20 protein-coding genes are annotated in these 24,222 nt (G+C 68.3%); 9 read left to right on the forward strand and 11 right to left on the reverse strand.

Annotated elements, in window-relative coordinates:
- Window positions 1-5 precede the first annotated feature (5 nt).
- Window positions 6-884: an AAA family ATPase gene (locus KHO18_RS21280; protein ID WP_149136371.1), complete on the reverse strand. Its 879-nt coding sequence runs from the start codon at window positions 882-884 to the stop codon at window positions 6-8.
- A gap of 353 nt (window positions 885-1,237) precedes the next feature.
- Between KHO18_RS21280 and KHO18_RS21285 the strand changes: the two genes are divergently transcribed.
- Window positions 1,238-1,585, forward strand: a complete 348-nt coding sequence (locus KHO18_RS21285) for a c-type cytochrome (protein ID WP_144196158.1) — start codon at window positions 1,238-1,240, stop codon at window positions 1,583-1,585.
- Between the two features lie 13 nt (window positions 1,586-1,598).
- A complete protein-coding gene (locus tag KHO18_RS21290; RefSeq protein WP_377731473.1) occupies window positions 1,599-2,015 on the forward strand; it encodes a c-type cytochrome in 417 nt (138 codons plus the stop codon).
- Between the two features lie 81 nt (window positions 2,016-2,096).
- Here the strand turns inward: KHO18_RS21290 and aroG are convergent, their stop codons facing one another.
- The 4 genes from aroG to KHO18_RS21310 form a co-directional block, all read right to left on the reverse strand.
- A complete protein-coding gene (gene aroG / locus KHO18_RS21295; RefSeq protein WP_186296752.1) occupies window positions 2,097-3,176 on the reverse strand; it encodes a 3-deoxy-7-phosphoheptulonate synthase AroG in 1,080 nt (359 codons plus the stop codon).
- A 437-nt stretch (window positions 3,177-3,613) separates the two neighbouring features.
- On the reverse strand, window positions 3,614-5,074 hold the full coding sequence (gene tldD, locus KHO18_RS21300) for a metalloprotease TldD (protein WP_144196156.1): 1,461 nt from the start codon (window positions 5,072-5,074) through the stop codon (window positions 3,614-3,616).
- A 68-nt stretch (window positions 5,075-5,142) separates the two neighbouring features.
- Complete coding sequence (locus KHO18_RS21305) at window positions 5,143-5,985, reverse strand: carbon-nitrogen hydrolase family protein (RefSeq protein ID WP_144196154.1); 843 nt, start codon at window positions 5,983-5,985, stop codon at window positions 5,143-5,145.
- A gap of 36 nt (window positions 5,986-6,021) precedes the next feature.
- Window positions 6,022-10,380 carry a YhdP family protein gene (locus KHO18_RS21310; RefSeq protein ID WP_211943817.1) on the reverse strand — a complete coding sequence of 1,453 codons (4,359 nt, stop codon included), beginning with the start codon at window positions 10,378-10,380 and terminating at the stop codon, window positions 6,022-6,024.
- 208 nt (window positions 10,381-10,588) lie between these two features.
- Here KHO18_RS21310 and glnE point away from each other — a divergent pair, with 208 nt between their 5' ends.
- Both glnE and rrtA read left to right on the forward strand, forming a co-directional pair.
- Window positions 10,589-13,456, forward strand: coding sequence for a bifunctional [glutamate--ammonia ligase]-adenylyl-L-tyrosine phosphorylase/[glutamate--ammonia-ligase] adenylyltransferase (gene glnE, locus KHO18_RS21315; protein WP_455154942.1), 2,868 nt, complete (start codon window positions 10,589-10,591; stop codon window positions 13,454-13,456).
- Between the two features lie 37 nt (window positions 13,457-13,493).
- The gene (rrtA, locus tag KHO18_RS21320) at window positions 13,494-14,075 is read left to right on the forward strand and encodes a rhombosortase (RefSeq protein WP_144196314.1); all 582 of its coding nucleotides are present in this window, start codon (window positions 13,494-13,496) and stop codon (window positions 14,073-14,075) included.
- Here rrtA and mprA read toward each other — a convergent pair.
- The 4 genes from mprA to KHO18_RS21340 form a co-directional block, all read right to left on the reverse strand.
- On the reverse strand, window positions 14,072-15,697 hold the full coding sequence (gene mprA, locus KHO18_RS21325; protein WP_211943819.1) for an MprA protease, GlyGly-CTERM protein-sorting domain-containing form: 1,626 nt from the start codon (window positions 15,695-15,697) through the stop codon (window positions 14,072-14,074). The genes rrtA and mprA overlap by 4 nt on opposite strands.
- A 70-nt stretch (window positions 15,698-15,767) precedes the next feature.
- Window positions 15,768-16,220: a hypothetical protein gene (locus KHO18_RS21330; protein ID WP_144196145.1), complete on the reverse strand. Its 453-nt coding sequence runs from the start codon at window positions 16,218-16,220 to the stop codon at window positions 15,768-15,770.
- Between the two features lie 67 nt (window positions 16,221-16,287).
- A complete protein-coding gene (recN, locus tag KHO18_RS21335) occupies window positions 16,288-18,090 on the reverse strand; it encodes a DNA repair protein RecN (protein WP_211943820.1) in 1,803 nt (600 codons plus the stop codon).
- Between the two features lie 28 nt (window positions 18,091-18,118).
- On the reverse strand, window positions 18,119-19,051 hold the full coding sequence (locus KHO18_RS21340) for an NAD kinase (protein WP_144196141.1): 933 nt from the start codon (window positions 19,049-19,051) through the stop codon (window positions 18,119-18,121).
- 101 nt (window positions 19,052-19,152) lie between these two features.
- Between KHO18_RS21340 and hrcA the strand changes: the two genes are divergently transcribed.
- From hrcA to KHO18_RS21355, 3 genes are all read left to right on the forward strand, one after another.
- Window positions 19,153-20,202 carry a heat-inducible transcriptional repressor HrcA gene (gene hrcA, locus KHO18_RS21345; RefSeq protein WP_144196139.1) on the forward strand — a complete coding sequence of 350 codons (1,050 nt, stop codon included), beginning with the start codon at window positions 19,153-19,155 and terminating at the stop codon, window positions 20,200-20,202.
- A gap of 63 nt (window positions 20,203-20,265) precedes the next feature.
- Window positions 20,266-21,381: a ferrochelatase gene (hemH, locus tag KHO18_RS21350; RefSeq protein ID WP_144196137.1), complete on the forward strand. Its 1,116-nt coding sequence runs from the start codon at window positions 20,266-20,268 to the stop codon at window positions 21,379-21,381.
- Between the two features lie 19 nt (window positions 21,382-21,400).
- Window positions 21,401-21,796, forward strand: coding sequence for an RNA-binding S4 domain-containing protein (locus KHO18_RS21355; protein ID WP_144196135.1), 396 nt, complete (start codon window positions 21,401-21,403; stop codon window positions 21,794-21,796).
- Between the two features lie 8 nt (window positions 21,797-21,804).
- Here KHO18_RS21355 and KHO18_RS21360 read toward each other — a convergent pair whose 3' ends face one another.
- Window positions 21,805-22,038, reverse strand: coding sequence for a hypothetical protein (locus tag KHO18_RS21360; RefSeq protein ID WP_144196134.1), 234 nt, complete (start codon window positions 22,036-22,038; stop codon window positions 21,805-21,807).
- Between the two features lie 213 nt (window positions 22,039-22,251).
- Here KHO18_RS21360 and grpE point away from each other — a divergent pair, with 213 nt between their 5' ends.
- Window positions 22,252-22,824: a nucleotide exchange factor GrpE gene (grpE, locus tag KHO18_RS21365; RefSeq protein WP_144196132.1), complete on the forward strand. Its 573-nt coding sequence runs from the start codon at window positions 22,252-22,254 to the stop codon at window positions 22,822-22,824.
- Between the two features lie 83 nt (window positions 22,825-22,907).
- Window positions 22,908-23,315, forward strand: a complete 408-nt coding sequence (locus KHO18_RS21370; RefSeq protein WP_144196130.1) for a thioredoxin family protein — start codon at window positions 22,908-22,910, stop codon at window positions 23,313-23,315.
- Here KHO18_RS21370 and KHO18_RS21375 read toward each other — a convergent pair.
- Window positions 23,316-24,222, reverse strand: a 907-nt coding sequence (locus KHO18_RS21375) for a phospholipase A (RefSeq protein ID WP_211943821.1), incomplete at its 5' end; no start/stop codon positions are given.

Raw genomic sequence — 24,222 nt, forward strand, 5'->3', positions numbered from 1 at the left:
GCGGATCAGCGGTTCGCGCGGTTCATGAACACCAGGCGCTCGAACAGGTGCACGTCCTGCTCGTTCTTCAGCAGCGCGCCGTGCAGCGGCGGAATCGCGGCCTTGCGGTCGGGGCTGCGCAGCGCCTCGGCGGGAATGTCCTCGGCCATCAGCAGCTTGAGCCAGTCGATCAGCTCGGACGTGCTCGGCTTCTTCTTCAGCCCGGGCAGGTTGCGCATCTCGTAGAACGCGTCCAGCGCGGCGGCCACCAGCTCGCGCTTGATGCCCGGGTAGTGGACGTCCACGATCTGCTGCATGGTGTCCGCGTCGGGGAACTTGATGTAGTGGAAGAAGCAGCGGCGCAGGAAGGCGTCCGGCAGCTCCTTCTCGTTGTTCGAGGTGATGATGACCATCGGCCGGTGCCTGGCCCGGATCAGCTCGCGCGTCTCGTAGACGTAGAACTCCATGCGGTCCAGTTCGCGCAGCAGGTCGTTCGGGAATTCGATGTCGGCCTTGTCGATCTCGTCGATCAGCAGCACCACGGGCTCGTCGGCCTCGAAAGCCTGCCAGAGCACGCCCTTGACGATGTAGTTGCGGATGTCGTGGACCTTGTCGTCGCCGAGCTGGGAGTCGCGCAGGCGCGACACCGCGTCGTACTCGTACAGGCCCTGCTGGGCCTTGGTGGTCGACTTGATGTGCCATTGCAACAACGGCATGCCCAGCGCGGCCGCCACTTCCTCGGCCAGCATGGTCTTGCCGGTGCCGGGCTCGCCCTTGATCAGCAACGGCCGCTGCAGCGTGCGGGCGGCGTTGACGGCCAGTTTCAGGTCATCGGTGGCAACGTACTGGGCGCTGCCCTCGAAGCGCGTGGACGGAGACGGATTGGCGTTGGCGGACGTGGACATGAGGCAACCTGTTTTAGGCGGAATGGGCCAGTATAAAAGCAGAAACCGATTCGCGTTTAGTGGGGGACACCCGGGTCCGGTCGTCTGGACTGCCACGTGTCGCCTGCGGTACAATGCGCCGGTTTGACGCGCCCCCAAAGTCAAGTTCCCACATGCCCGGCAGTCTGCCCGTTGTCATGGCAGATCCCCCGGTGCCGGCAACAAGCGCGAGATGGTTGCAGAATGGTGTCAGAGCACCCGCGGCACATCCACAACGCTTTTCCGCGATTGCATCCCCACCCCCGTTCCCAAACCGTCTCCGGCCAGCAGGGCAGGTCACGCACGGTTTAACACTTCCCAATCATCTAAAGACAATGAAAAAGCTCCTCACGATGGTGGTGTTGGGCGCGGCCGCAACGGCTGCGCAGGCCCAGGACGCAAAGGGCAATGTGGACACTGCCAAGGACAAGGTTGCAATGTGCATTGGTTGCCACGGCATTCCGGGCTACCGTGCATCATTCCCGGAGACATACGAAGTACCGATGCTGGGCGGCCAGACCGCCAAGTACATTGAAAACGCGCTCAAGAGCTATCAGAAGGGTGATCGCAAGCATCCGACGATGCGGGGGATTGCCGCGAGCCTCTCGGACAAGGACATTGCAGACGTGGCGGCCTACTACTCGCAGCAGAAGGCCGATACCAAGAACAACACGCTGAAGTAAGAGGCTCAGAGACATGAAGACGCTGATGACGCTGATGACGCTGAACAAGCTCCGATTCGCGGTGGGCGCGCTCGTGCTGGGCGCTGCCACCCTCCCGGCCGCCGCCGCCGACATCGCTGCCGGCAAGGCACTGGTGGAGAAGGGCGCCTGCGTGGCCTGCCACGGCGCGGGCATGAACGCCCCGATCACGCCCGACTATCCCAAGCTGGCTGGCCAGCATGCGGACTACCTCTACCACGCGCTGGTGTCGTACCAGATCAGCGGCAACCCCCTGGTGGGCCGTACCAACGCGATCATGGCCGGTCAGGTCAACGCCAACCCGGCCGTGACCGACAAGAACGGCAAGCCGCGCCCGTTCACGCGCAAGGAGTTGAAGGACATCGCCGCGTATATCGAGTCGCTGCCCGGCGACCTGGTCCTGAAGAAGTAAGTCCCCGCGCGGGGATGTAAAAAAGCCGCTTCCGAGGAAGCGGCTTTTTGTTGCGCCGGCGCTGCGGTGGCTACCGTAGCGTCAGTTGCCGCTGCCGGTGACCAGGCGGCGCTGCTTTACCGCGTTGGCCAGGGTCTCGAGCACGGTCACGGAGTCATTCCAGCCGATGCAGGCATCGGTCACGGACTGGCCGTAGGTCAGGTTCTCCACCGGGGTGCCCTGCACGTGATCCTGGCGGCCGGCCACGAGGTGCGATTCCACCATCACGCCGACGATGCGCTGGTCGCCCCCGCCGATCTGGCGGCCGATGTCCTCGCAGACCGGGATCTGGTTCTCGTGCTTCTTGCTGCTGTTGGCGTGCGAGGCATCGATCATCAGCCGCGCGGCCAGGCCGGCCTTCGAGATGGCGTCGCACGCTTCCTGCACGCTGGCGGCGTCATAGTTCGGCGTCTTGCCGCCGCGCAGGATGATGTGGCAGTCCTCGTTGCCGGAGGTCGACACGATGGCCGAATGGCCGCCCTTGGTCACCGACAGGAAATGGTGCGGCTGCGAGGCGGCCTTGATCGCATCGACGGCGATCTTGACGTTGCCGTCGGTGCCGTTCTTGAAGCCCACCGGGCAGGACAGCCCCGACGCCAGCTCGCGGTGCACCTGCGATTCCGTGGTCCGGGCGCCGATCGCGCCCCAACTGACCAGATCGGCAATGTATTGCGGGCTGATCATGTCGAGGTACTCGGTGCCGGTCGGCACGCCCAGCTCGCTGATGTTCAGCAGCACCTCGCGCGCGGTGCGCAGGCCGTCGTTGATCTTGAAGCTGCCGTCCATGTGTGGGTCGTTGATCAGCCCCTTCCAGCCCACCGTGGTGCGCGGCTTCTCGAAATAGACCCGCATCACCACTTCCAGCTCGTTGGCGAAGCGGTCGCGCTGCACCTTGAGCATCTTGGCGTATTCCAGCGCGGCACGGGTGTCGTGGATCGAGCAGGGTCCGATGATGACGATCAGGCGGTCGTCCATGCCGTGCAGGATGCGATGCATGGCTTGGCGGGCACCGTAGATCACGTCGGACGCTGCCTCCGAGCAGGCGAACTCGCGGATCAGGTGCGCGGGCGGCAACAGTTCCTTGAGTTCGCGAATACGCAGGTCGTCGGTGTTCTTCAGCATGATGGCTCCGGGTCTTTGTGAGGTCGTTAGTCTGGTGGTGGGTTGCGACGCGGCCGTGGCGGGGATAAAAAAAGCCGCCAGGTTCGCTGGCGGCTTTTTCTGAATTTCGGGCTGCTTACAACTGTCCCTCTCCATCCGCCAGCGGTGCGAGATCGCTAAAAAAGTAAAAGTAAAACTTGGCGGACATGGCGGTGTTTCGGGTCAGCTTGTGTCGGAATCTGGGTGATGCGTCGAATTTATGCTGTGGTGCGTGTTGAAAAGGCATTTAATTGCGCGGCCATCCCTTAAATCATGGCTCGCAATCGCCACACGCCCGACAACGAAGCATCTTTATATCGCTTTTCAAGATCGATGGCAAGCGTCAATCGCGTGGAATCGCAACAGATTTCACCAAAAATGGCATGCCGCCGCCATCGATCCCGGATCAGTTCCTGGCCTCAGGCGGTGCCGCCCACGGTCATGTTCTCGATCCGCAACGTCGGCTGGCCCACGCCCACCGGCACGCTCTGGCCTTCCTTGCCGCACACGCCCACGCCCGAGTCCAGGCGCATGTCGTTGCCGATCATGGTCACGTCCTTGAGCGATTCGGGGCCGTTGCCGACCAGCGTGGCGCCCTTGACCGGCGTGGTGATCTTGCCATCCTCGATCAGATACGCCTCGCTGGCCGAGAACACGAACTTGCCGTTGGTGATGTCCACCTGGCCGCCGCCGAAGTTCACCGCGTACAGGCCGCGCTTCACGCTGGCGATGATCTCCGCCGGGTCCTTGTCGCCGTTCAGCATGTAGGTGTTGGTCATGCGCGGCATCGGCAGGGCGGCGTAGCTCTCGCGGCGGGCGTTGCCGGTGACCGGCATCTTCATCAGGCGCGCATTGAGCGTGTCCTGGATGTAGCCGCGCAGGATGCCGTCTTCGATCAGCGTGGTGCATTGCGTCGGGTTGCCCTCGTCGTCGAGGTTCAGCGAGCCGCGCCGGTTGGCCAGCGTGCCGTCATCGACCACGGTCACGCCCTTGGCCGCCACGCGCTCGCCCATGCGGCCGGCGAAGGCCGACGAGCCCTTGCGGTTGAAGTCGCCCTCCAGCCCGTGGCCGACGGCCTCGTGCAGCAGCACGCCGGGCCAGCCCGGGCCGAGCACCACGGTCATCGCGCCGGCCGGGGCGGGGCGCGCCTCCAGGTTCACCAGCGCCGATGCCACCGCTTCGTCCACATACTTGGCCAGCAGTTCGTCGCTGAAGTAACCGTAGGCATAGCGGCCGCCGCCGCCCGAGGAACCCACCTCGCGCCGCCCGTTCTGCTCGGCGATCACCGTGACCGACACGCGCACCAGCGGCCGCACGTCGGCGGCGATCACGCCGTCGCTGCGTGCCACCAGCACCACGTCGTACTCGCCGGCCAGCCCGGCCATGACCTGCACCACGCGCGGGTCCTTGGCGCGCGCCATCTTTTCGATGCGCTCCAGCAGCGCCACCTTCTCGGTGGCGGTCATCGAGTCGAGCGGATCGTTCGGCGTATAGAGGTTACGCCCGGTCTGGGAGGCCAGCGCGCCGGCCACCTTCACGCGGCCGCTGCCGCTCTTGCCGATGGTGCGCGTGGCCGCCGCGGCCTGCGACAGCGCTGGCAGGCTGATGTCGTCCGAATACGCGAACGCGGTCTTGTCGCCGGACACCGCGCGCACGCCCACGCCCTGGTCGATGCTGAAGCTGCCCGACTTGACGATGCCTTCTTCCAGGCTCCACGCCTCATTGCGCGTGTACTGGAAGTACAGGTCGGCATAGTCGACCTTGTGCGTGAAGATGTCGGCCAGCACGCGCTGGAGCTTGGCCTCGTCGAGCCCATACGGCGCCAGCAGCAGTTGCTGCGCCGTGGCCAGGTTGCGGATTCCGAGATCACCGGCGTTCATGATTGTCCTTTCAGCATTCATTGAAGCCGGCACGGGCCGGCTTCAGATCGTAGTCGTTGGGGTAGATGCTACAGCACCCGATGCCGCAGCGCCGGCAGGTTCTGGCGGACTTCCGCCAGCCGCGCCGGATCGATCACGCCGGCCACCACGCCCTCGCCCTCGGGCAGCACGCCGAGCACCTCGCCCCACGGATCGACCAGCATCGTGTGGCCCCACGTGCGGCGGCCGTTCTCGTGCTTGCCGCCCTGTGCCGCAGCCAGCACATAGCACTGGTTCTCGATCGCCCGGGCCCGCAGCAGGATCTCCCAGTGCGCCTGGCCCGTGGTGTAGGTGAAGGCGGCCGGCATCAGAATCAAGCTCGTGCCGCCGCCGGCGGCCAGATGGCGGTACAGCTCGGGGAAGCGCAGGTCATAGCAGACCGACATCGCCACGCGGCCGCACGGCGCCTCGAACGCCACCGGCTCGGTGCCGGCCAGGATGGTGCGGGACTCGTCGTAGCTTTCGGTGCCCCTGGTGAAGCCGAACAGGTGGATCTTGTCGTAGCGCGCCACGCGTTCGCCGCGCGGGTCGAAGGCCAGCGAGGTGTTGTAGACCCGGCCTTCGTCGCCGCAGTGCAGCGGCAGCGTGCCGCCCACCAGCCAGACACGGTGGCGCCGCGCGGCATCGGCCAGGAAGCGCTGCACCGGGCCGTCGCCGTCCTGCTCGCGAATCGCCACCTTGTCGGTCTCCTGCCGGCCCATCATGCAGAAGTACTCGGGCAGCAGCACCAGTTCGGCGCCGCCGCGCACGGCCTCGGCGATCAGCGCGTCGGCGCGGGCGAGGTTGGCATCGAGCGACGTGCCCGTCACGGTCTGCACGGCGGCGACGCGGAACGGGGTGGAAGGGGCGGAGGGTGCGGCGGAAGCGGTCATCGTGGGGCGTCCTGTGTCGGGGCGGCGAGCCGGTTTCTAGCGGAGGAACTCGGTCGCGCGCTCCTGGATCGACGGCTGTCGGGGCTTATTGTCCTCCACTTTCGTGATCTTGGGATCGGCCCAGGATCCGGACACGTGATAGTGCAGCGTGAACACCTTGGAGAACTCGTCCGCGAACAGCAACTGGGCGGCCAGCGTGCCGATGCCGAGCACCGGATTGATGAACGCGGCCGCCACCGAGGTGGTCGTGGCGTTGATGCGCGGCACCACCGAGACCTGGAGGTCCTGCGTCTCGCGCAGCAGGTTGGCCGTGCCGGTCATCGACGCCATCATCTGGCTGCTCTTGAGCTGGAATTCGTCGATCTTGCCGACGCCGTTCTCGATCGTGCCGCTGCCGGTCAGGTCGTCGAATACCACGCCCCGGTTGGACAGGCTGCGGAAATCGAGCGTGGCGAACTTCAGCAGGCTTTGCAGGCTCAGCACGCCCAGCAGGCGTGCGGCACCCGGCTCCACGCTGAGGATCTGGCCGTTTTCCAGCTTCAGCGAGAGCCGGCCGGACAGCGACGGATAGTCGATCGACAGCGGCGAGCCGCGCCACGCGATGCGGCCTTCGAACGCCCCCTTGCCGTCGCGCAGCGTGTGCGCCATGCCCATGCGGTCCAGCACGTCGCCGGCGTCGCGGATGTCCAGCTTGAAGTTCAGCAGCGTGCGGCGGCCCTCGGTGGGGGAGGCGGAGCCGCTCGCCACCGCATCGCGCAGGCGGCGCGGCACGCGCCAGGTACCGTTGCCGGTCAGCGTGGCGCCCGGTTGCTCGATGGTGAGGTTGTCCAGCGTCCAGACCGGCTCGTTGCCGGCGTGGCTGGTGTGCGCCTTGACTTCCAGCTTGCCGAAATCCTTGCCGCGCAGCACGAACTTCTCCGCCACGAGGTCCAGCGCGGGCAGTTCCTCGATATTGCGCGCCATGGTGTCGGTGGCGTGGCCGTCATCGGCGGCCTCGGGGAAGTCCAGCCGCGACAACCGCACGGACAGCGAGCCGGATGGCGTGCTGGCATCGCGCCGCCACTGCGCCGTGCCGGCGATCTGGCGCGACGTCATCTGCGCGTTCCAGCCGCTGCCTTCGCGGTTGGCGTCGAGGGAGACGTCGTCGAGGCTGCGCCCGAACGCATCGAGCGCCTTGGCGCGCACGGTCACGCGTTCGGGCAGGAATGGCGAGTTGCGATCGACGTTGTTCGGGTTGTCGCGGCCCGGCGCGGCCGGCGCTGGCACCGTGCCGCCCAGCGCGTTGCGCCAGGCATCGACATCGAGCCGCTCAGTGGTCAGTGCCGCCGTGACGCCGCTGGCAGGCTGCGGCGCCGGCTGGCCCACGCCGATGCCGCCGGAGATGACCTCCAGGCCCTCGGCGCCGCGCCGCAGAATATAGCGCGCCGACACCGCGTTGCCGAGTTGCACAGTCAGGTCGTCCTGCCCGGCGCGGGCCGCCGCCGTAGCGGGGCGCAGGTCGAAGCGCAGCGGCATTTCCTGGGCCGCCGTCTTGACCAGCGGCGCCGGCAGGTTCAGCGCCATGCCGACGAGGCTGGAGCCTACCTGGATCTGGAGATGCCTGTCGCGGATGCCGATCTCGGCGTTGTAGGCCGTGGCACCTTCCATATGCGTGCCGGCGTTGCTGCCCGCCGCGGCCAGCGCCTCGCGCAGGCCGGCCGCCGTGGCGGTACCGCCCACGGTCACGCGCGTGGTGCCGTCGGACTGGGTGCCGCCCCCGATCCGGGTCTCGCCGCCAAGGAAGCGGCCGCGCACGTTGTCGAGCCGGAAGCCGTGCTCGTCGAACGCCACCACACCCGTCGCACCATAGAGCGTGGGCAGTTCCGGGAACAGCGTCACATCGTTGCCGGGGAAGCGGAACTGGCCGTCCACCTTGGTGCCGGCCGCGTGATGCAGCGGCAGGTCAAGCTTCAGCTTCAGGTCGCCCTGGCCCGGTGCGTGTGAGTTTTCCGTCACGTTTCCGGACCAGCCCTTGACCGGGGTATTGGCGATGAAGCGCAGGAAGCTCTGCACCGGCCCGTTGGCCATGCCGTCGATCATCAGGTGGCCATGGTCGCTCAGATCGTCGATGCGGCCGTTGACGTTCTGGAGCACCACGCCCGGCACGCCGCGCACCGCCGCCCGTTTGGCCAGGAACGTCAGGCTGCCGCGCTCGAACATCACATTGCCCTGGATGTCGGTGAAGTCGGGCCAGGCGGTGCCGCCGTTCGTCTTGCCGTGGCCGTTGCCATTCACGCCACCATTCACGCCACCGGTCACGTTGGGCCCGGTCTCGTGCGGTGCTACCTGGTAGCTCACGTTCTGCACCGGAATCTCGGCGCGGAAGTCGCCCGCCTTCTGGAACGGCGGATGGAACGGGAAGTGGGCCAGGTCGCCCTTGATCAGGAACTTGGCGCCGGTGGCCTCGCCGCCGACCAGCGCGCCGCCCAGGTAATGGCGTGTGCTGGGCAGCGTCAGCGGCAGGTAGCGGACGATGCGGTTGGCCAGCGCGCGGTCCAGTTCGCCCGAAATATCGGCGATGCCGCCGTGGCCGTCGCCGCCGGCGCGCCAGGTGCCGCGCACCGTGCCGGCCGTGTCGGCGTTGGCAAAGCGCACGCCATCCGTGTGCACCGCGAGCTTGCCGGACTCCTGCGTCCAGCGGATTTCGCCGCGCAGTTCGTCGAACGGGATGCGCGGCTCTTCGAACACGCCCGGGAACATCAGCGCGGCATCGGTGCTGTCCACGCGCGCCGTGCCCTGGCGGTCATCGAAACTGAAATTGCCTGAAAGCTGGGCGAAGCCCGGCGTGCCGGCGCGGGGCAGGCCATCGGCGGCCATGGCCGGTACGGCCGGCTGGCTGTTCACCGAGACCTTGCGCAGCGTGCCCTGCACGGCGTAGTGGGACGCGCCCGGGCTGCGTGAGAGCAGCCCGGCGCGCTCGCGCGACCATGCCACGTCGAGGTTGTCGATATGGCCGGCTGGCTGGAGCACGCGCAACTGGCGCAGCAGCGCGGTATCCAGCGGCAGGGAGGTAGCCAGCGCGCGTACGGTGTTCAGGTCGAACGTCGGCGCCTTGAGCGCGAACTTGCGCAACTCGCCCCGATCGTCGCGGGTCCAGTTCACGGTGACCTTGCGCATGCCTTCGCGCCAGGTCGTATCGGCGCTCGAAGGCGGCCCGGTCAGTGGTTCGGGCTGCCAGAGCAGCGTGTCGATGGTCAACTGGTGGTTGCCGGCGCGGTCGCCCTTGTGCAGCAGCAGCGCCTGTGCGTTGGCCAGCTTGAGCGGCTCGGCGGCGCCGGCCAGTTGCAGGTCCACGCCCGTGGCGCGCATCCGCATCTGGCTGCCGATCAGGTGGCCTTCGCGGAAATCGACCGAACCGGACGTGCTGAAGACGCCGCTGTCCACGTGGTCGAAGATGGCGAGGTAGCGCTGCACCACCGGCAGCTGCATCTGGCTGAAGTCCCAGTTGGCCTGGCCAGTCCAGTGGCGCCAGTCGCCGGTGGCACGCAGGTAGTCGTGGCGCAGTGCGGCCTGGAAGACCAGCGGCTGGGGCGCCAGCGAGGCGCTGCGGGCCTCCAGCCGGAGCGTGTGCTGGGCACCGTTGCGGTGCGCGGTGAAATGGATGTCGGCCACGTCCAGCTGCGGCAGGCGGGCCTTTTCGTCGAGCCAGCGCAGGTTGCCGCTCATCAGCTCGATATGGCCCTGGGCGAGCAGCCAGTTCAGGAACGGGTCGTCGCTGGTGGTGGACGGGTGCGCCTCGATCGGCACGCCGGCCACCAGCAGGCGGCCCTCGGGCGTGCGGCGCACCAGCACATCGGTGCGCTCGGCCATCAGGCTGGCGAACTGCACGGTCAGCGCCGGCACGGAATGCCAGGAGAGCTTGCCGTCGAGCGTGCCGGCGGAGAGCAGCACGCGCTGCTGGCTGTCCACGGCGCGCACGTTGCGTGCGCGGAACGCCGGATGCCAACCGTCCCAGAATGTATCCAGCTCGCCGATGGTCAACTGGGCGGTCAACGCCGCCGAGCCTTGCTGCTCCAGCCACTGGCGCGCAGTATGGGCCTGCGGCCACAGCACGAAGCGGATCAGCAGCACCGCCACCACGGCCAGCGCGGCCAGCGCCAGCACGATGCGCACCAGCACCCGCCAGAGCCGGGGCCAGACCGGATGCGTCACGCCGGCACACAGCGCGCGCCAGCCGCCACGGGCGGCCGCACGCAGCCGCGCACCCACGCCGGACGCCACGCCGGACGCGGGTGCGGAGGAGGAATGAGAAGCCTGGGAAGCCGGGCCGGCGGTGGCGGCGGACGCCTCGGCAGCGGCGCTGGCGGACGTTGAACCGTCGGCGGGCGCGGCAGGGGCGGCGGGGCGTCTGGACATGCGCAGATTATCCGACAATACTAGCCGCTCTCCAAAGTGGTCGATAAGGGTGCGTTGTTGCGCCACCGCGTATCGCCACGGCGCCTGCCCGCATTGCAAAGTTACTGGAATGACTGTCCCTGATCCGACGAGTTCCGCCGCGGGCGCCGCCCCGGCTCACCCCCTTCCCACCGAGGCGCCGGATGCGCCGCCTGGACCCATCGGCAACATGGTCGAAGGGGCCTATGCCACGGTGATGGCCAGGGCGTTACCCGCCACGGATTCCAATGCCGCCGGCGAGGGCGACGTATTGTACTCGGGGCAGGCCTCCCATTACGCCCGCCGCGTGCTCCAGGCGCGCCCCGAGCTGGCCGCCGTGGTGGCGGATGCCGCCCGGGCGCCCCTGACGCGTACCTGGATGGAGGCACGGCTGCAGGCGCTCCACGCCCCGTCTGCCGATGCCGAGGCCGCCGCCGCCCAGGCGCTGCGCCGGCTGCGGGCCGAAGTCATGTGCGTGGTGATCGAGCGCGACCTGCGCGGGCTGGCCCCGCTCGGCGAGATCACGGGCGCGATGACCGACCTCGCCGAACTCGGCATCCAGTTCGGCCTGCGCGTGCTCGGCGATGACCTCGCCGCCACCTACGGCCGGCCCACCGGCGCCCAGAGCGGCGAGGTGCAGGAACTGGTGGTGGTGGGCATGGGCAAGCTGGGCGGGCGCGAACTCAACGTCTCGTCAGATATCGACCTGATCTTTCTTTATGACGAGGATGGCGATACCCAGGGCGGGGCGCGCAGCCTCTCGAACCACGAATATTTCATCCGCGTGGGGCGGCGCCTGATCAACCTGCTCTCCGAGGTGACCGCCGATGGCTACGTGTTCCGCGTGGACATGCGGCTGCGGCCCAATGGCGATGCCGGCCCGCTGGTGTGCAGTCTGGGCATGCTCGAGGAATACCTTGTCGTGCAGGGCCGCGAGTGGGAGCGCTACGCCTGGATCAAGGGCCGCGTGGTCTCCGCGCTGGATACGCCTCACGCCACGCGCACGGCCGCGCTGCTGGGCCGGCTGACCACGCCGTTCGTGTTCCGGCGCTACCTCGACTATGGCGTGATCGCGGCCATCCGCGCGCTGCACGCCCAGATCCGCGCGGAGGCGGCCAAGCGCAGCGGCGGGCTGGCCGGCCACGGCGTGAACCAGCGCTCGTTCAATATCAAGCTCGGGCGCGGCGGCATCCGCGAAATCGAGTTCATGGCGCAGGTGTTCCAGCTGATCCGCGGCGGCCAGGACGCCGCGCTGCGTGTGCGGCCGACGCTTGAGGTCCTCGACGTGGCCGTGGCCCGCAACCTCCTGCCGGCGGGGCAGGCCGAGCAGCTGGCCGATGCCTACCGCTTCCTGCGCCAGCTGGAACACCGGCTGCAATACCGCGACGACGCCCAGACCCACCACCTGCCGACCAGCGAGGACGAACAGCTGGCCGTGGCGCGGATGATGGGCTATGAAGACTGGCCCGCGCTGGTGGCGCAGATGAATGCGCTGATGGCGCCCGTGGCGCAGCAGTTCGAGGCCACTTTCGCCGATCCGTTCAGCGACCCGGACGCGCCGCAGTGCGAGGCGCTCTGGCCCGAGATCGTGCGGGAAGGGCAGGGCTCGCGGCCCACGCAGGACGGCCCGGACGAGACCGATCCCGAGTCGTCGCCGTGCCAGCGGCTCCAGGCCGCCGGCTTCAGCGACTGCACCGGCCTCTACGACCGCCTGCGCGCCATCGCCACCTCGGTACGCTACCGCGCGTTGTCCGAGTCGAGCCGGGCACGCTTCGACCAACTGGTCAACCGCGCGCTCGACCTCGCCAACAAGCAGGACGATGCCGACAGCACCATCGCCCGTTTCCTTGATTTTCTCGATGCGATCAGCCGGCGGGCGTCGTATCTCTCGCTGTTATCCGAGTACCCGCAGGCGATGGACCGCGTCGCCCAGACGCTGCATGCCTCGCGCTGGGCGGCGGCCTACCTGACCCGCCATCCGCAGCTTCTGGACGAATTGCTCGACAGCGAGGCCCTGGCGAGCGCGCCGGACTGGCCCGCCTTCCGCGCCCGCGTGGCCGAGCGCCTGCAGGTGGCGCACGGTCAGGTCGAGATGCAGATGGACATCCTGCGCCGCGAGCACCACGCCGAGACCTTCCGGATCCTGCTGCAGGACCTGCACGGCCTGCTGACCGTGGAGCAGGTGGCCGACCGCCTCTCCGACCTGGCCGACGCGATGCTCGAAGTCACGCTCGGGGCGGTCTGGGCCCAGCTGGCCACGCGCCACGCCGAGACGCCGCGCTTCGCGGTCATCGCCTACGGGCGGCTGGGCGGGAAGGAGCTGGGCTATGCGTCCGACCTCGACATCATCTTCCTGTATGACGACGACCACGAGCGCGCGCCGGACGTCTACGCGGCCTATGCCCGTCGCCTGATTACGTGGCTCACGAGTCACACGGCGGCCGGCATGCTGTTCGATGTGGACATGCGGCTGCGGCCCAACGGCGCGGCGGGGCTGCTTGTGACGAGCTTCGACGCGTTCCGGCGCTATCAACTGCGCGAGGGCGACAACACCGCCTGGGTCTGGGAGCATCAGGCGCTCACGCGGGCCCGCTGGTGCGCCGGCGACAGCGCGATTGGCGCGCGCTTCGAGGCGCTGCGCGAGGAGGTGCTGCGCCAGCCGCGCGACGCCGCCGCGCTGCGCGACGAAATCGTGCAGATGCGCGCCAAGGTGGCAGAGGGCCATCCCAACCCCACGCCGCTGTTCGACCTCAAGCACGACCGGGGCGGCATGGTCGACATCGAGTTCACGGTGCAGTACCTCGTGCTGCTGCACAGCGGCGCGCATCCGTCGCTGACCGGTAACAAGGGCAATATCGCGCTGCTGCGCATGGCCGGCGAGCTTGGCCTGATCGACAAGACCCTCGCCGTGGCCGTGGGCGACGCCTACCGGCTGTTCCGCGCACGCCAGCACAAGCTGCGGCTCGATGGCCAGGACCAGGCCCGCGTGCCGCCGGCCTCCGTGGCGGACCAGACCGCGCAGGTGCAGGCGCTGTGGCGCGCGGTCTTCGGTGAGTAGTTCGGTCCCGCCCCAGCCCGACCACGGCTGGCCGGCCATGCTGGCGACCATCGCCGGCGTGGCCGGACTGGCCGCGCTGTTCACCTTCGTCCCCTGGCTGTACGCCCACGGCCTGTACCTGCGCGACGCGGTGCGGCTGGACGGCCAGTGGTGGCGCGTGGCCACGGCGATGTGGGTGCATCTGGACTGGCGTCACTATCTGGCGGACATGGCCGCCGCCGCCGGCCTGCTGCTACTCGCCGGCCGCGCCACCCGCATCCGCGAGATGCTGGCGATCCTCGTCATCAGCGGGCTGGCCGTTCAGGTGGCCCTGCTAAACATCCCCTCGGTCGGCTGGTACGGCGGGCTGTCCGGTGCGCTGCACGGGCTGGCCCTCTGGGCCGGCCTGCGGCTGCTGCAAGCCCCGGGCTTCTCGCGCGTGATTGGCGTCATCACCTGCGTGGTGGTCATCGGCAAGGTCTGGACCGAGCAATCCTGGCTCGCTGCACTCGTCTTCGACCCGTCCTGGGGCTTCGGCATCGTCCGCGCCGCCCACGCCGCCGGCGCGATCGCCGGGCTGGCATGCTGGGTGCTGCAGGAATGGTGGCGCACGCGGCGGGGGAATGGGGCAGGGCGCTAGCGAACCCGCCGCCGCATCCCAAATCCCACCACCCCAACCACCAGCAACACCACCGCACTCCAGGGCGCGATTGCCCCACCGCCGCCGCCGCCACCGCTGTCCGAGGAGGCCGCCGGCGCCGGTGCAGGCGTAGCCGTGACGGCCGGGTTGGCCGCTGCTACCAGCGCGCCGTCGGCATCCAGCAACCCTGCGCCGCATTTGCCGACGTTTGCGCTTGCGGTGCAGTAGGTGTTGGCCGGATGGGGGCGCGCGGAGCTTTTCAGGCCGGCGGTGACCTGGGCTGGCGTCAGCGCACCGTTGACCGCGAACATCATCGACACCACGCCGGAGACCATCGGCGCGGCGAAGCTGGTGCCGGCGGAGTTGCTGATGACGAAGTTGCCGGCCGTGGTCGTGCCGGAATTGCTCAGCGTGCGGATCAGCGACGAGCCGCCCGGCGTGGAGCAGGTGGGGGTGTTGCCGATCATCACCACGCGCGAGTTGCCGCAGCCGCCGCCCGGGGCGCTCAGGGCGACCTGCGGGCCGACGTTGGCGAAGCTGGCGTTCTCGCCATCGTTGGCGTGGGCGGTGACGGCGATGACGCCGGTGCAGTCGGCGGGAGCTTCCACGGCGCCGGCCGAATTGCCGGCTGCGGCCACGACCACCACGCCGGCGGCGTTCAGGTCGTTGACGGCCTGCTGTTCGATGGACGAGCAACTGCCACCGCCCAGGCTGACGTTGACCACCTTGGCCGGCGTCGCATTGGCCGGCACGCCGGGTACGGCGAGCCCGCCGGCCCAGCGCATGCCGTCAACCGTATCGGATAACAGCGCGCCGCAGCGGCCCGATACGCGCACCGGCTGGATCCGCGCGGCCCAGTCCACGCCGGCGATGCCCACGCCGTTGTTGGTCAGCGCGCCCAGCACGCTGGCCACGCGCGTGCCGTGCCACGTGCTGTTGGCCTGGCCGCTGCCGTCCTGACAGGTCTGGCCGGCTGGAACAAAGTCTCCCGGATCGGTGGGATCGCTATCACGACCATCTACGTTGTCTTGCGAGACGGTCGCGCTACTAATGAAGTCGTAGCCCGGCACGAGCCGGTCGACCAGGTCGGGGTGGGGCAGGTAGCCGGTGTCGACCACGGCCACCACGATGCTGCTGCTGCCGCGCGAGCGGTCCCACGCGCGCGTGAGGTTGGCGGCGCCCACCACCTGGCTCGGCAGGCCCATGTAGGTCTGGTTGCCGGCGAATTCGGGGTCGTTGGGGATGGTGTCGTGCAGGCGCAGCCAGCGGTCGGGCACCGCATCGGCGATGCGCGGGTCCTGGCGCAGCCGCTTCGCCACCGTTTCGGGGTTGTCGCCCTTGGCGTCGGTCACGCTCATCAGTTGCAGCGTGCCCGCCATCGGCCGCTTCACGCCGAGCGCCAGGCCCGTGTTGGCCTCCACGGTGCGCATCTGGGTGGGCGTGACGGACTGGCTGCCATCCCGCCAGCGCACGATGTAGTTGCCCGTGTAGACCGGCGCGGCCCGCGCCCCGGTGGGGCCCTGCGCGGTCACCGGCAGGCTCCAGCATGCGGTCACGGCCAGCAGTGCGGCGGACAGCCCTTGGGCGGCGCGCAGGCCGCGCTTCAGCGTGTGGTGTGGCATCTACGACTCCTGGGGGCGTTGGTAGTGCGATGCGAACTGCTGAACAGCAACCTACAGGAAAACGGGCGCTTTATTGTGCTGGCATGTCCCGGCTGGTGGGCATGGTGCGATGCGGCTTGAGCGTGCGGTCCGACGTGGCCGATTCCACGCGCGGCGCGGCCTGCAGCGTGGCCACGGCCTGGTCCAGCGTGATGTCGGGCACGGCCGTGATGGCGGTGACCAGCCACACGCCGCCGGACATCGGCCGCTTCACCACGTACCGGACCGGGCCCTCGATCCCCGCCAGCAGCTTGCCGGCGTCCTCGGACACCGTCACCTCGGGCGGCGTGAACTTGACGAGGATATCGCCGATGGCGCGGTCGTCGGTGATGCTGCCGCGCGGCGGCGCGAACGATTTCGACTCCGACGCGCAGCCCGAGACGGCGCCCAGCGATGCCAGCGAGGCAACGGCGGCCAGCGCCATCGCCAGGACCCTGCGGCGGGGGCGGGGGCGGGGGTGTTGCGGGGACTGACCAGCGGTCATGGGGCGAAGCTCCTGAGATCTGTATCTATATATATAGCGGGATGCGGACGTGGCGACGGTGCGCGCTTCAGCCGGCGGCCCGGCGCGGGCGGCGCGAGCCCCCTTCGCGCGGCGCGGTGGTGGCCTGATTTGCGGCCTGATTTGCAGCCTGGCTCGCGGCCAGCTCGGCGGCGCGGGCGCCCTGCGCCAGCATCTCCTGCGCGTGTTGCGTCGTCGTGGCGGTGACCGTGGCCCCGCCCAGCATGCGCGCGGTCTCGTTGACGCGGCCCTCGGCGTCGAGCACGCGGATTCTGGACCGCGTGACGGCGGCCCGGGCCTTCGTGGCGTCGGCCGTCTCCTTGCTGACCAGCAGGTGCGTGCCGGCCTGCGCCGCCACCTGCGGCAGGTGGGTCACGCAGAGCACCTGGCGCGCGCGGCCCAGTTCCTGCAGGCGCCGGCCCACCACCTCGGCCACGGCGCCCCCGATGCCGGTATCCACTTCGTCGAAGATCAGCGTCGGCGTGGGTGCGGCCTCGCTCGTGATGACCGAGATGGCCAGGCTGATCCGGGCCAGTTCGCCGCCGGACGCCACCTTGGCCAGCGGGCGGGCCGTCACGCCGGCATGGCCGGCGACGAGGAATTCCACCTGCTCCAGCCCGTGGCTCTGGCCTTCGGCCTCGTCGAGCGGATTCAGTGCCACCACGAAGGTGCCGCCAGCCATCGACAAGCCCTGCATGGCGTCCGTGACGGCGCCGGACAGCGCCTTGGCGGCGGTCTTGCGCGCGGCGGACAGGTGCCGCGCCAGCGTCAGGTAGGCGGCGCGTGCGGCGGCCTCGCGGGCCAGCACCTTGTTGATGTCCTGCGCGGCCTGCAGGTCGTCGAGTTGCTGGCGGCGGGCCAGCAGTTCGTCCGGCAACTGCTCCGGCGGCAGGCGGTACTTGCGCGCCGCCGTGTGCAGCGCCTGCATGCGCGCTTCCACGGCCTGCAGGCGTTCCGGATCGAGTTCGAGCCGGTCGACGTAGCGCGTCAGCGAATGCGCGGCTTCCTCGATCTGCACCTGCGCCGGTTCCAGCGCGGCGAGCACGTCGCGCAGCGCGGGATCGACATCGGCCAGTTGCTGGAGCCGGTGCACCACGCTGTTGAGCACGGACAGCACGGCGCCGTCGGCCTCGGACAGCGCGTCCAGCGCGGCGCGGCTGCCGTCGATCAGGCCGGCCGCGTGCGAGAGGCGGTTGTATTCGCCCTGGATCTCTTCCCATTCGCCCGCCTGGGGCGCCAGCTTGTCGAGTTCGCCCACCTGCCATTCCAGCCGCTCGCGCTCAAGCTGCATTTCGCGCGATTGCGACTCCACGGCCTCGCGCTGGCGCACGCAGGTGCGCCAGGCCCGCCACGCCTCCGCCACCGCGCCGGCCTGTTCGGTCAGGCCCGCGTGGGCGTCGAACAGGTGGCGCTGGGCGTCCGGCCGCAGCAGCAGCTGGTGGGCGTGCTGGCCGTGGATGTCCACGAGCTGGTCGCCCACCTCGCGCAGCTGGGCCAGCGTGGCCGCCGTGCCGTTGATGAACGCCTTGCTACGGCCGCCCGCATCGACGGTGCGGCGCAGCAGCACGGTGCCTTCGCCGTCCAGGCCGGTCTCGTCGCCGGACAGCTCACGCTCGGCCAGCCAGGCGTCGAGCGCTGCGTGCGTGCCGAAGGTGGCGCTGATGCTTGCGCGGGTGCTGCCTTCGCGCACCACGCCGGCGTCGGCGCGTTCGCCGAGCACCAGGGCCAGTGCATCGATCAGGATGGACTTGCCGGCGCCGGTCTCGCCGGTGAAGACGGTAAAGCCGGTGGTGAAGTCGAGGTCGAGCGTATCGACGATGACGAAATCGCGGATGGACAGGCTGCGGAGCATCGTGGCCTTGGGGGGAGTGGGGGCCGGCTCAGAGCCGGTTGTCCTCGGTCGGGTATTCGTGCCAGTGCAGCTTCTTGCGCAGCGTGGCGTAGTAGTTGTAGCCCACCGGATGCAACAGGGTCACGGTCTTGCTCGAGCGGCGCACGACGATCCGGTCGCCCTGCAGCAGCGAGGTCAGAGACTGCATGTCGAAATTGGCACTCGCGTCGCGCGCGGTGGCCACCTCGATCGTCACTTCCGCGTCGTGCGGCAGCACGATCGGGCGGTTGGACAGCGCGTGCGGGGCAATTGGCACCAGCACCAGCCCGGACAGCGTAGGATGCAGGATCGGCCCGCCGGCGGCCAGCGCGTAGGCGGTGGAACCGGTGGGCGTGGAGACGATCAGGCCGTCCGAACGCTGGTTGTACATGAAATAGCCGTCCACCGAGACGGCCAGCTCGACCATGCCGGAAATGCCGGAACGGTTGACCACCACGTCGTTGAACGCCAGCGCGGAGAAGATCACGCCGTCGTCGCGGATCACGCGGGATTCCAGCAGCATGCGGGTTTCGGCCTCGTAGCGGCCGGCGAGCATCTCGGGCAGGGCGCGCGTCACGTCCTCCAGCGGGATGTCGGTCATGAAGCCCAGCCGGCCATGGTTCACGCCGATCAGCGGCACGTCGAGCCCGGCCAGCTGGCGGGCCAGGCCCAGCAGCGTGCCGTCGCCGCCGAGCACCACGGCCACGTCGGCCTCGCGCCCGATCTCGTCGGCGGAGAATACCGGGTAGCCGGAGAGGCCGGTGGCCTGTGCGGTCTCGCGCTCGAAGACCACGTCCTGGCCGTTGCGGGAAATGCAGGCGGCCAATTCCTCGAGCGGGCCCTCGATGCCGGCGGTCGAGTACCGGCCGACCAGGGCAACGGTCTGGAACGCGGCGCGGGGCGCAGCGGCGGGGGCGATGGCTGGGTTCTGGGGGGCAGACATGCCGGGATTAGACCATACCGCCGTGACCATTGTCAGTAGGTGGGCACGCACCGGTGCGAAGCCCGCCCGAACCGGGGAAAGTTGTTTAAAATCGGGGCACTATGGACGAACGTTCGAAAACGCTTCTCAAGACCCTGATCGAGCGCTACATCGCCGAAGGCCAGCCCGTGGGCTCGCGCACCCTGTCCAAGTACTCGGGTCTCGATCTCTCGCCGGCGACCATCCGCAATGTGATGTCCGACCTCGAGGAAATGGGGTTCATCGCCAGCCCGCACACGTCGGCCGGCCGGATTCCCACGCCGCGCGGGTACCGGCTGTTCGTCGATTCGATGCTTACGGCGCGCCCGCTGGAGGGCGGCACGGTGGAGATGACGGCCGAACTGGCCGCGCTGACCGGCCAGATCCAGGGCCAGCTGGCCGGGCAGCAGCTGGGGCCGCAGCGGATGATTACCGCCGCCGCGCACACGCTGTCTAACCTCTCGCGCTTTGCCGGCGTGATCATGACGCCGCGCCGGGGCCAGTCGTTCCGCCAGGTGGAGTTCATGCGCCTGTCGGAGAAGCGCATCCTGCTGATCATCGTCAGCCCCGAGGGCGACGTCCAGAACCGCATCATCCAGACTGAACTGCCGTACACCCCCGCCCAGCTGATCGAGGCGGCCAATTTCTTCAATTCCCACTACGCCGGCATGAGTTTCGATGCCGTGCGCAGCCATTTGCGGGTGGAATTGCAGGATCTCCGCCGCGACATGTCAGCGCTGATGCAGGCCGCCGTGGAGGCCGGCAGCAGCGCCATGGCCGAGGACGACGACCAGGTGTTCATCTCCGGCGAGCGCAAGCTGCTCGAGGTGGAAGACCTGTCGTCCAGCATGGACAAGCTGCGCCGGCTGTTCGATGTCTTCGAACACAAGACCAACCTGCTGCAGTTGCTCGATGTCTCGAGCCACGCGCAGGGCGTACAGATCTTCATCGGGGGCGAAAGCCAGCTCGTGCCGCTCGAAGACATGGCCGTCATCACCGCGCCCTATGGTGTCGATGGACAGATCGTCGGCACGCTCGGCGTGATCGGCCCGACGCGGATGGCCTACGAACGGGTGATCCCGATCGTCGACATCACCGCGCGGCTGCTCTCGAGCGCGCTCTCCCAGAATTGATTGCTGCGCGCGGGCACGCCACGTGACAACGCGCGCGTGGCGCCCGCCATTTCCGGAAACCCTATGACGTTCTCGGCAGAACCGGCTTACCAGCATGGCCAGGCGCCCCGCACGGCCATCCTGCTTATCAACCTGGGCACGCCGGATGCGCCCACGCCCAAGGCAGTGGGGCGATACCTGAAGGCGTTTTTGTCCGATCCGCGCGTGGTCGAGATCCCGCGTCTGGCCTGGCTGCCGATCCTGCACGGGCTGATCCTGCCGTTCCGCTCGCGCGCATCGGCCATGAAGTACGAATCGATCTGGCTGCGCGAGGCGCACATGACCGGCTCGCCGCTGCTGGTGCACACCGAGCGGCAGGCCCACGCGCTCCAGCAGCACATGCACCGGCTCGGCCACGATGTGACCGTGGCCTGCGCCATGCGCTACGGCAATCCGTCGATTGCCTCGGTCATGGAGGCCCTACGCCGGCAGGGTACGGAGCAAGTGCTGTTGTTGCCACTTTATCCGCAGTTCTCAGGCACGACTACGGCCACGGCGTTCGACGAGGTCTTCCGCGTGCTGGCCGGCTGGCGGAATCAGCCGGAATTGCGACTAATCAAGCACTTTCACGACCATCCCGCCTATATTTCCGCCCTGCAGCAGCAGGTGAGCGGCTTCTGGGCGCAGCACGGCATGCCGGACTTCGCCCGGGGCGACAAGCTGATCCTGTCCTTCCATGGCCTGCCGCGCCGGCTGCTGGATCTGGGCGACCCCTACCACTGCGAATGCCTGAAGACCGGACGGATGCTGGGCGAGGCGCTGGGCCTGCAGCCGGGCCAGTATCAAGTGACCTTTCAGTCTCGTTTCGGCAAGGCCGAATGGCTCCAGCCCTATACCGCGCCGACGCTGACCGAGCTGGGCAAGGTCGGCACGCATCGCGTGGATGTGTTCTGCCCCGGCTTCCCGGCCGATTGCATCGAGACGCTCGAGGAAATCGCCATGGAAGGGCAGTCCGAATTCCGCGTGGCGGGCGGACAGGAATTCCAGTTCATTCCCTGCCTGAATGATGCGGACTACTGGATTGCCGGGCTGGCCGAGATCGCGCTGCAGCATCTGCAGGGTTGGCCGCTGCGCCAGCCACATCCGCACGAGCTGGAAGCGCGGCGCTCGCGGGCGCAGACCCGGGGCGCTGCGGCATAAGGAATCAAGGAGTTAGACGATGGACGTGGACTTCGAGGCGGATGCCCGGCAACGCATCGACAAATGGCTATGGTGCGCGCGCTTCTTCAAGACGCGCTCGCTGGCGGCGGAGGCCGTGGAGCGGGGCCGGGTGGAGGTCAACGGCCAGCCGGTCAAGAATTCACGGGAAGTGAAGCCCGGCGACGCCGTGAGGATCGACGCGCACCAGCAGCGTTGGGAGATCGAGGTGAAGGGCGTGGCCGCCTCGCGCGGGTCGGCGCCCGTGGCGCAGACGCTGTATGCCGAAACCCCGGAAAGCCAGGCCCGGCGCCAGGAAGAGGCGGAACGGCGGCGCATGCAGCCCGAGCCGACGGCGCAGCTGCAGGGCCGCCCGACCAAGCGCGACCGGCGCCGGATCGACGGTTTCAGAAGCTAGGGATGGATTCAGCGGTTGTACGGGAAGTACGGAACGATATAGTGCTTGAACACCGCCTTGCCACTGCCATACTCGGTCTCACGCGGCGTGAATGCGCCGGAGGCGCAGATGAAAAGTGTCATCACCGACAGCGCGGCGAGCAGGCACACCGTTACGACAGGAAGCTTGTGCATGACGAACCTTCCGAAGGATGCACCAAAATAATCCACCAGCGTGCTCCCGTTATTTTTGTCATTTTTCATTGATAGATCTTAGTCATTGCGTTGCAGCAAAGCAATGAACACCAGATTGCATGAATCACGGCTTTGTAACCGCGTATTTCGGCGTCTCGCCCCCTTCACACTTGAAAAAGCGGGGACCGGCGCCAACTGCGGCTAGACTTGCCGGTTTGGCATCCCGACCCACCCGACGGCCTGCGCCAGGCGGGCCGAGTTTTAGATTTGATACGGATCGACATGGAAGAACAGAATCAGACCCAGACGCCATCCCCAGCTTCGAGCGCGCCGCAGGCGGCAGACGATGCCCTGCGCGCCCAGCAGCCTGGCACGGACGCCCCGGCCGGCGATGATGTGGCCCGCCTGACGCAGCAGGTGGCCGACCTGGAGGCCAAGGCCAAGGAAAACTACGAGCTGTTCCTGCGCGCCACGGCAGAGGGCGAGAACATCCGCCGCCGGTCGCAGGAAGAGGTCAGCAAGGCACACAAGTTCGCGATCGAGAACTTCGCCGACAACCTCGTGCCGGTGATGGACAGCCTCCAGGCTGCGCTGGCCGACAACACCGGCGATCTCAAGAAGCTGCGCGAAGGCGTGGAGCTGACCGCCCGCCAGCTGGCCGCTGCCTTCGAGCGCGGCAAGATTGTCGAGCTGAACCCGGTGGGCGAGAAGTTCGACCCGCATCGTCACCAGGCGATCTCGATGGTGCCGTCCGAGCAGGAACCCAACACCGTGGTGAACGTGCTCCAGCGTGGCTACATGATTGCCGAGCGCGTGCTGCGCCCGGCACTGGTGACGGTCTCGGCGCCGCGCTAAGCCGCGCAAAGCCTGACCCCCGAAGCATGACCCAACGCCCGGTGCCGCAACGCCCGGGCGTTGTTGTTTCCAGGAACCCCACGATGTCAGACGACGCTCAATCCCCTCATCTCGATCACCGCGCCTTCGACGCCTTCGCCATGCAGGCGGTCGATGGGAGCACCATCGACGCGGCCATCGCCGCTGCCGGTGACGACCTGGTCTGCGTGTTCTTCTGGGGCGTGGACTGCTTCAACTGCGAGATGGCCAAGAAGGCGATGCTCGCCAACCCGGACCCGATCCGCGCGTTGAACCTGCGCTGGCTGCACGCCAACGTCTACGAACACCCCGAGCTGGGCAAGCGTTTCGGCCTGCACGGCATTCCGGTGTTCATGTTCTTCCAGCGGGGCAAGAAGCTGGGCCGCGCCACGGGCTGGCACGGCCACGGCCAGTTTGCGGCCGCCGTCGGCAACGCGCGGCTCAAGGCCGAGGGCAAGCCGCTGGCCGGCTGATCAGCGCGACAGCGCGTAGCCGATGCGGAACTGCCACGGCGTCTTCTGGTTGTAGTCGAGCAGGCTCTCGCCGTAGCCGTAGAAGTAGCCAGCCATCAGATAGCCGGCCGTGCCCGGCAGTAGCCGCGCGAGCGGGTAGGTGAGCTGCGCATCCACGCTGCCATAGCCCTTGCGCGTGCCCTTGCGCAGCGTGGCGGCAAATTCCCACGAATCGGGCCGGCCGTAGGCCACCAGCAGGTCCATGTAGCCGCGATAGTGTGCAATGTCCTCGTTGTCGCTCTTGCCGACGTAGCCGTAGACCTTGGGCGCCACGCGCCAGTGCCAGTCGGTCTGGTCGCCGAAATATATCGTCGGCTTCAGGAACAGCGTGTTGACGCTGCGCGACTGGTCGCCATCGCGCCCGTTCGACTCGTGCTCGAAACCGGTGGCCAGCGAGAGCCGGCTGATCACACGGTTCTTCACGCCCGTATCGGACAGGTAGTAATAGAGGCTGGGCCGGTAGTTGGTGTCGCGGAACGGCCGGGACTCGTCGTTCAGGTCCCATAGCGAGAACTGCGTGTAGGCGAAGTACAGGTTGTCCAGCACGCGCTTCGAGCTCGGGTTCTCGCCCTCGAAAATGCGGTACTTGAAGCTGATCTGGAACTTGGCGTTGGCGCCGTTGTGCGCGCCGAACATCAGGTACATCGGCTCGTTGAACGAGAGGCGCTGGCCGTCGCGCAGGTCGGCCGGCGAGGGCCCCGGCGTGCCGCCGTTGGCGGCCGTGACGATCGGCGTGACGGGTACCGTGGCGGCTGGCGTGGCTCCCTCATGCTGGGAGGTGCCGGGGGCGGCGGCCAGGTCCTTGTGCTCCGTCGAGGCAGCGCCCGGGGCCACGGCCGCCACGGTCGGCGCGGCGGGGACTTCGCCC

This window comes from Cupriavidus campinensis, from assembly GCF_905397395.1.
In the GTDB taxonomy this organism is placed as follows: domain Bacteria; phylum Pseudomonadota; class Gammaproteobacteria; order Burkholderiales; family Burkholderiaceae; genus Cupriavidus; species Cupriavidus campinensis.

What these genes read in the sequence shown, in the direction of transcription:
- KHO18_RS21280 (WP_149136371.1), bottom strand. Translation starts at nt 884, where the DNA reads ATGTCCACGTCCGCCAACGCCAATCCGTCTCCGTCCACGCGCTTCGAG.
- KHO18_RS21285 (WP_144196158.1), top strand. Translation starts at nt 1,238, where the DNA reads ATGAAAAAGCTCCTCACGATGGTGGTGTTGGGCGCGGCCGCAACGGCT.
- KHO18_RS21290 (WP_377731473.1), top strand. Translation starts at nt 1,599, where the DNA reads ATGAAGACGCTGATGACGCTGATGACGCTGAACAAGCTCCGATTCGCG.
- aroG (WP_186296752.1), bottom strand. Translation starts at nt 3,176, where the DNA reads ATGCTGAAGAACACCGACGACCTGCGTATTCGCGAACTCAAGGAACTG.
- tldD (WP_144196156.1), bottom strand. Translation starts at nt 5,074, where the DNA reads ATGAACGCCGGTGATCTCGGAATCCGCAACCTGGCCACGGCGCAGCAA.
- KHO18_RS21305 (WP_144196154.1), bottom strand. Translation starts at nt 5,985, where the DNA reads ATGACCGCTTCCGCCGCACCCTCCGCCCCTTCCACCCCGTTCCGCGTC.
- KHO18_RS21310 (WP_211943817.1), bottom strand. Translation starts at nt 10,380, where the DNA reads ATGTCCAGACGCCCCGCCGCCCCTGCCGCGCCCGCCGACGGTTCAACG.
- glnE (WP_455154942.1), top strand. Translation starts at nt 10,589, where the DNA reads ATGGTCGAAGGGGCCTATGCCACGGTGATGGCCAGGGCGTTACCCGCC.
- rrtA (WP_144196314.1), top strand. Translation starts at nt 13,494, where the DNA reads ATGCTGGCGACCATCGCCGGCGTGGCCGGACTGGCCGCGCTGTTCACC.
- mprA (WP_211943819.1), bottom strand. Translation starts at nt 15,697, where the DNA reads ATGCCACACCACACGCTGAAGCGCGGCCTGCGCGCCGCCCAAGGGCTG.
- KHO18_RS21330 (WP_144196145.1), bottom strand. Translation starts at nt 16,220, where the DNA reads ATGACCGCTGGTCAGTCCCCGCAACACCCCCGCCCCCGCCCCCGCCGC.
- recN (WP_211943820.1), bottom strand. Translation starts at nt 18,090, where the DNA reads ATGCTCCGCAGCCTGTCCATCCGCGATTTCGTCATCGTCGATACGCTC.
- KHO18_RS21340 (WP_144196141.1), bottom strand. Translation starts at nt 19,051, where the DNA reads ATGTCTGCCCCCCAGAACCCAGCCATCGCCCCCGCCGCTGCGCCCCGC.
- hrcA (WP_144196139.1), top strand. Translation starts at nt 19,153, where the DNA reads ATGGACGAACGTTCGAAAACGCTTCTCAAGACCCTGATCGAGCGCTAC.
- hemH (WP_144196137.1), top strand. Translation starts at nt 20,266, where the DNA reads ATGACGTTCTCGGCAGAACCGGCTTACCAGCATGGCCAGGCGCCCCGC.
- KHO18_RS21355 (WP_144196135.1), top strand. Translation starts at nt 21,401, where the DNA reads ATGGACGTGGACTTCGAGGCGGATGCCCGGCAACGCATCGACAAATGG.
- KHO18_RS21360 (WP_144196134.1), bottom strand. Translation starts at nt 22,038, where the DNA reads ATGAAAAATGACAAAAATAACGGGAGCACGCTGGTGGATTATTTTGGT.
- grpE (WP_144196132.1), top strand. Translation starts at nt 22,252, where the DNA reads ATGGAAGAACAGAATCAGACCCAGACGCCATCCCCAGCTTCGAGCGCG.
- KHO18_RS21370 (WP_144196130.1), top strand. Translation starts at nt 22,908, where the DNA reads ATGTCAGACGACGCTCAATCCCCTCATCTCGATCACCGCGCCTTCGAC.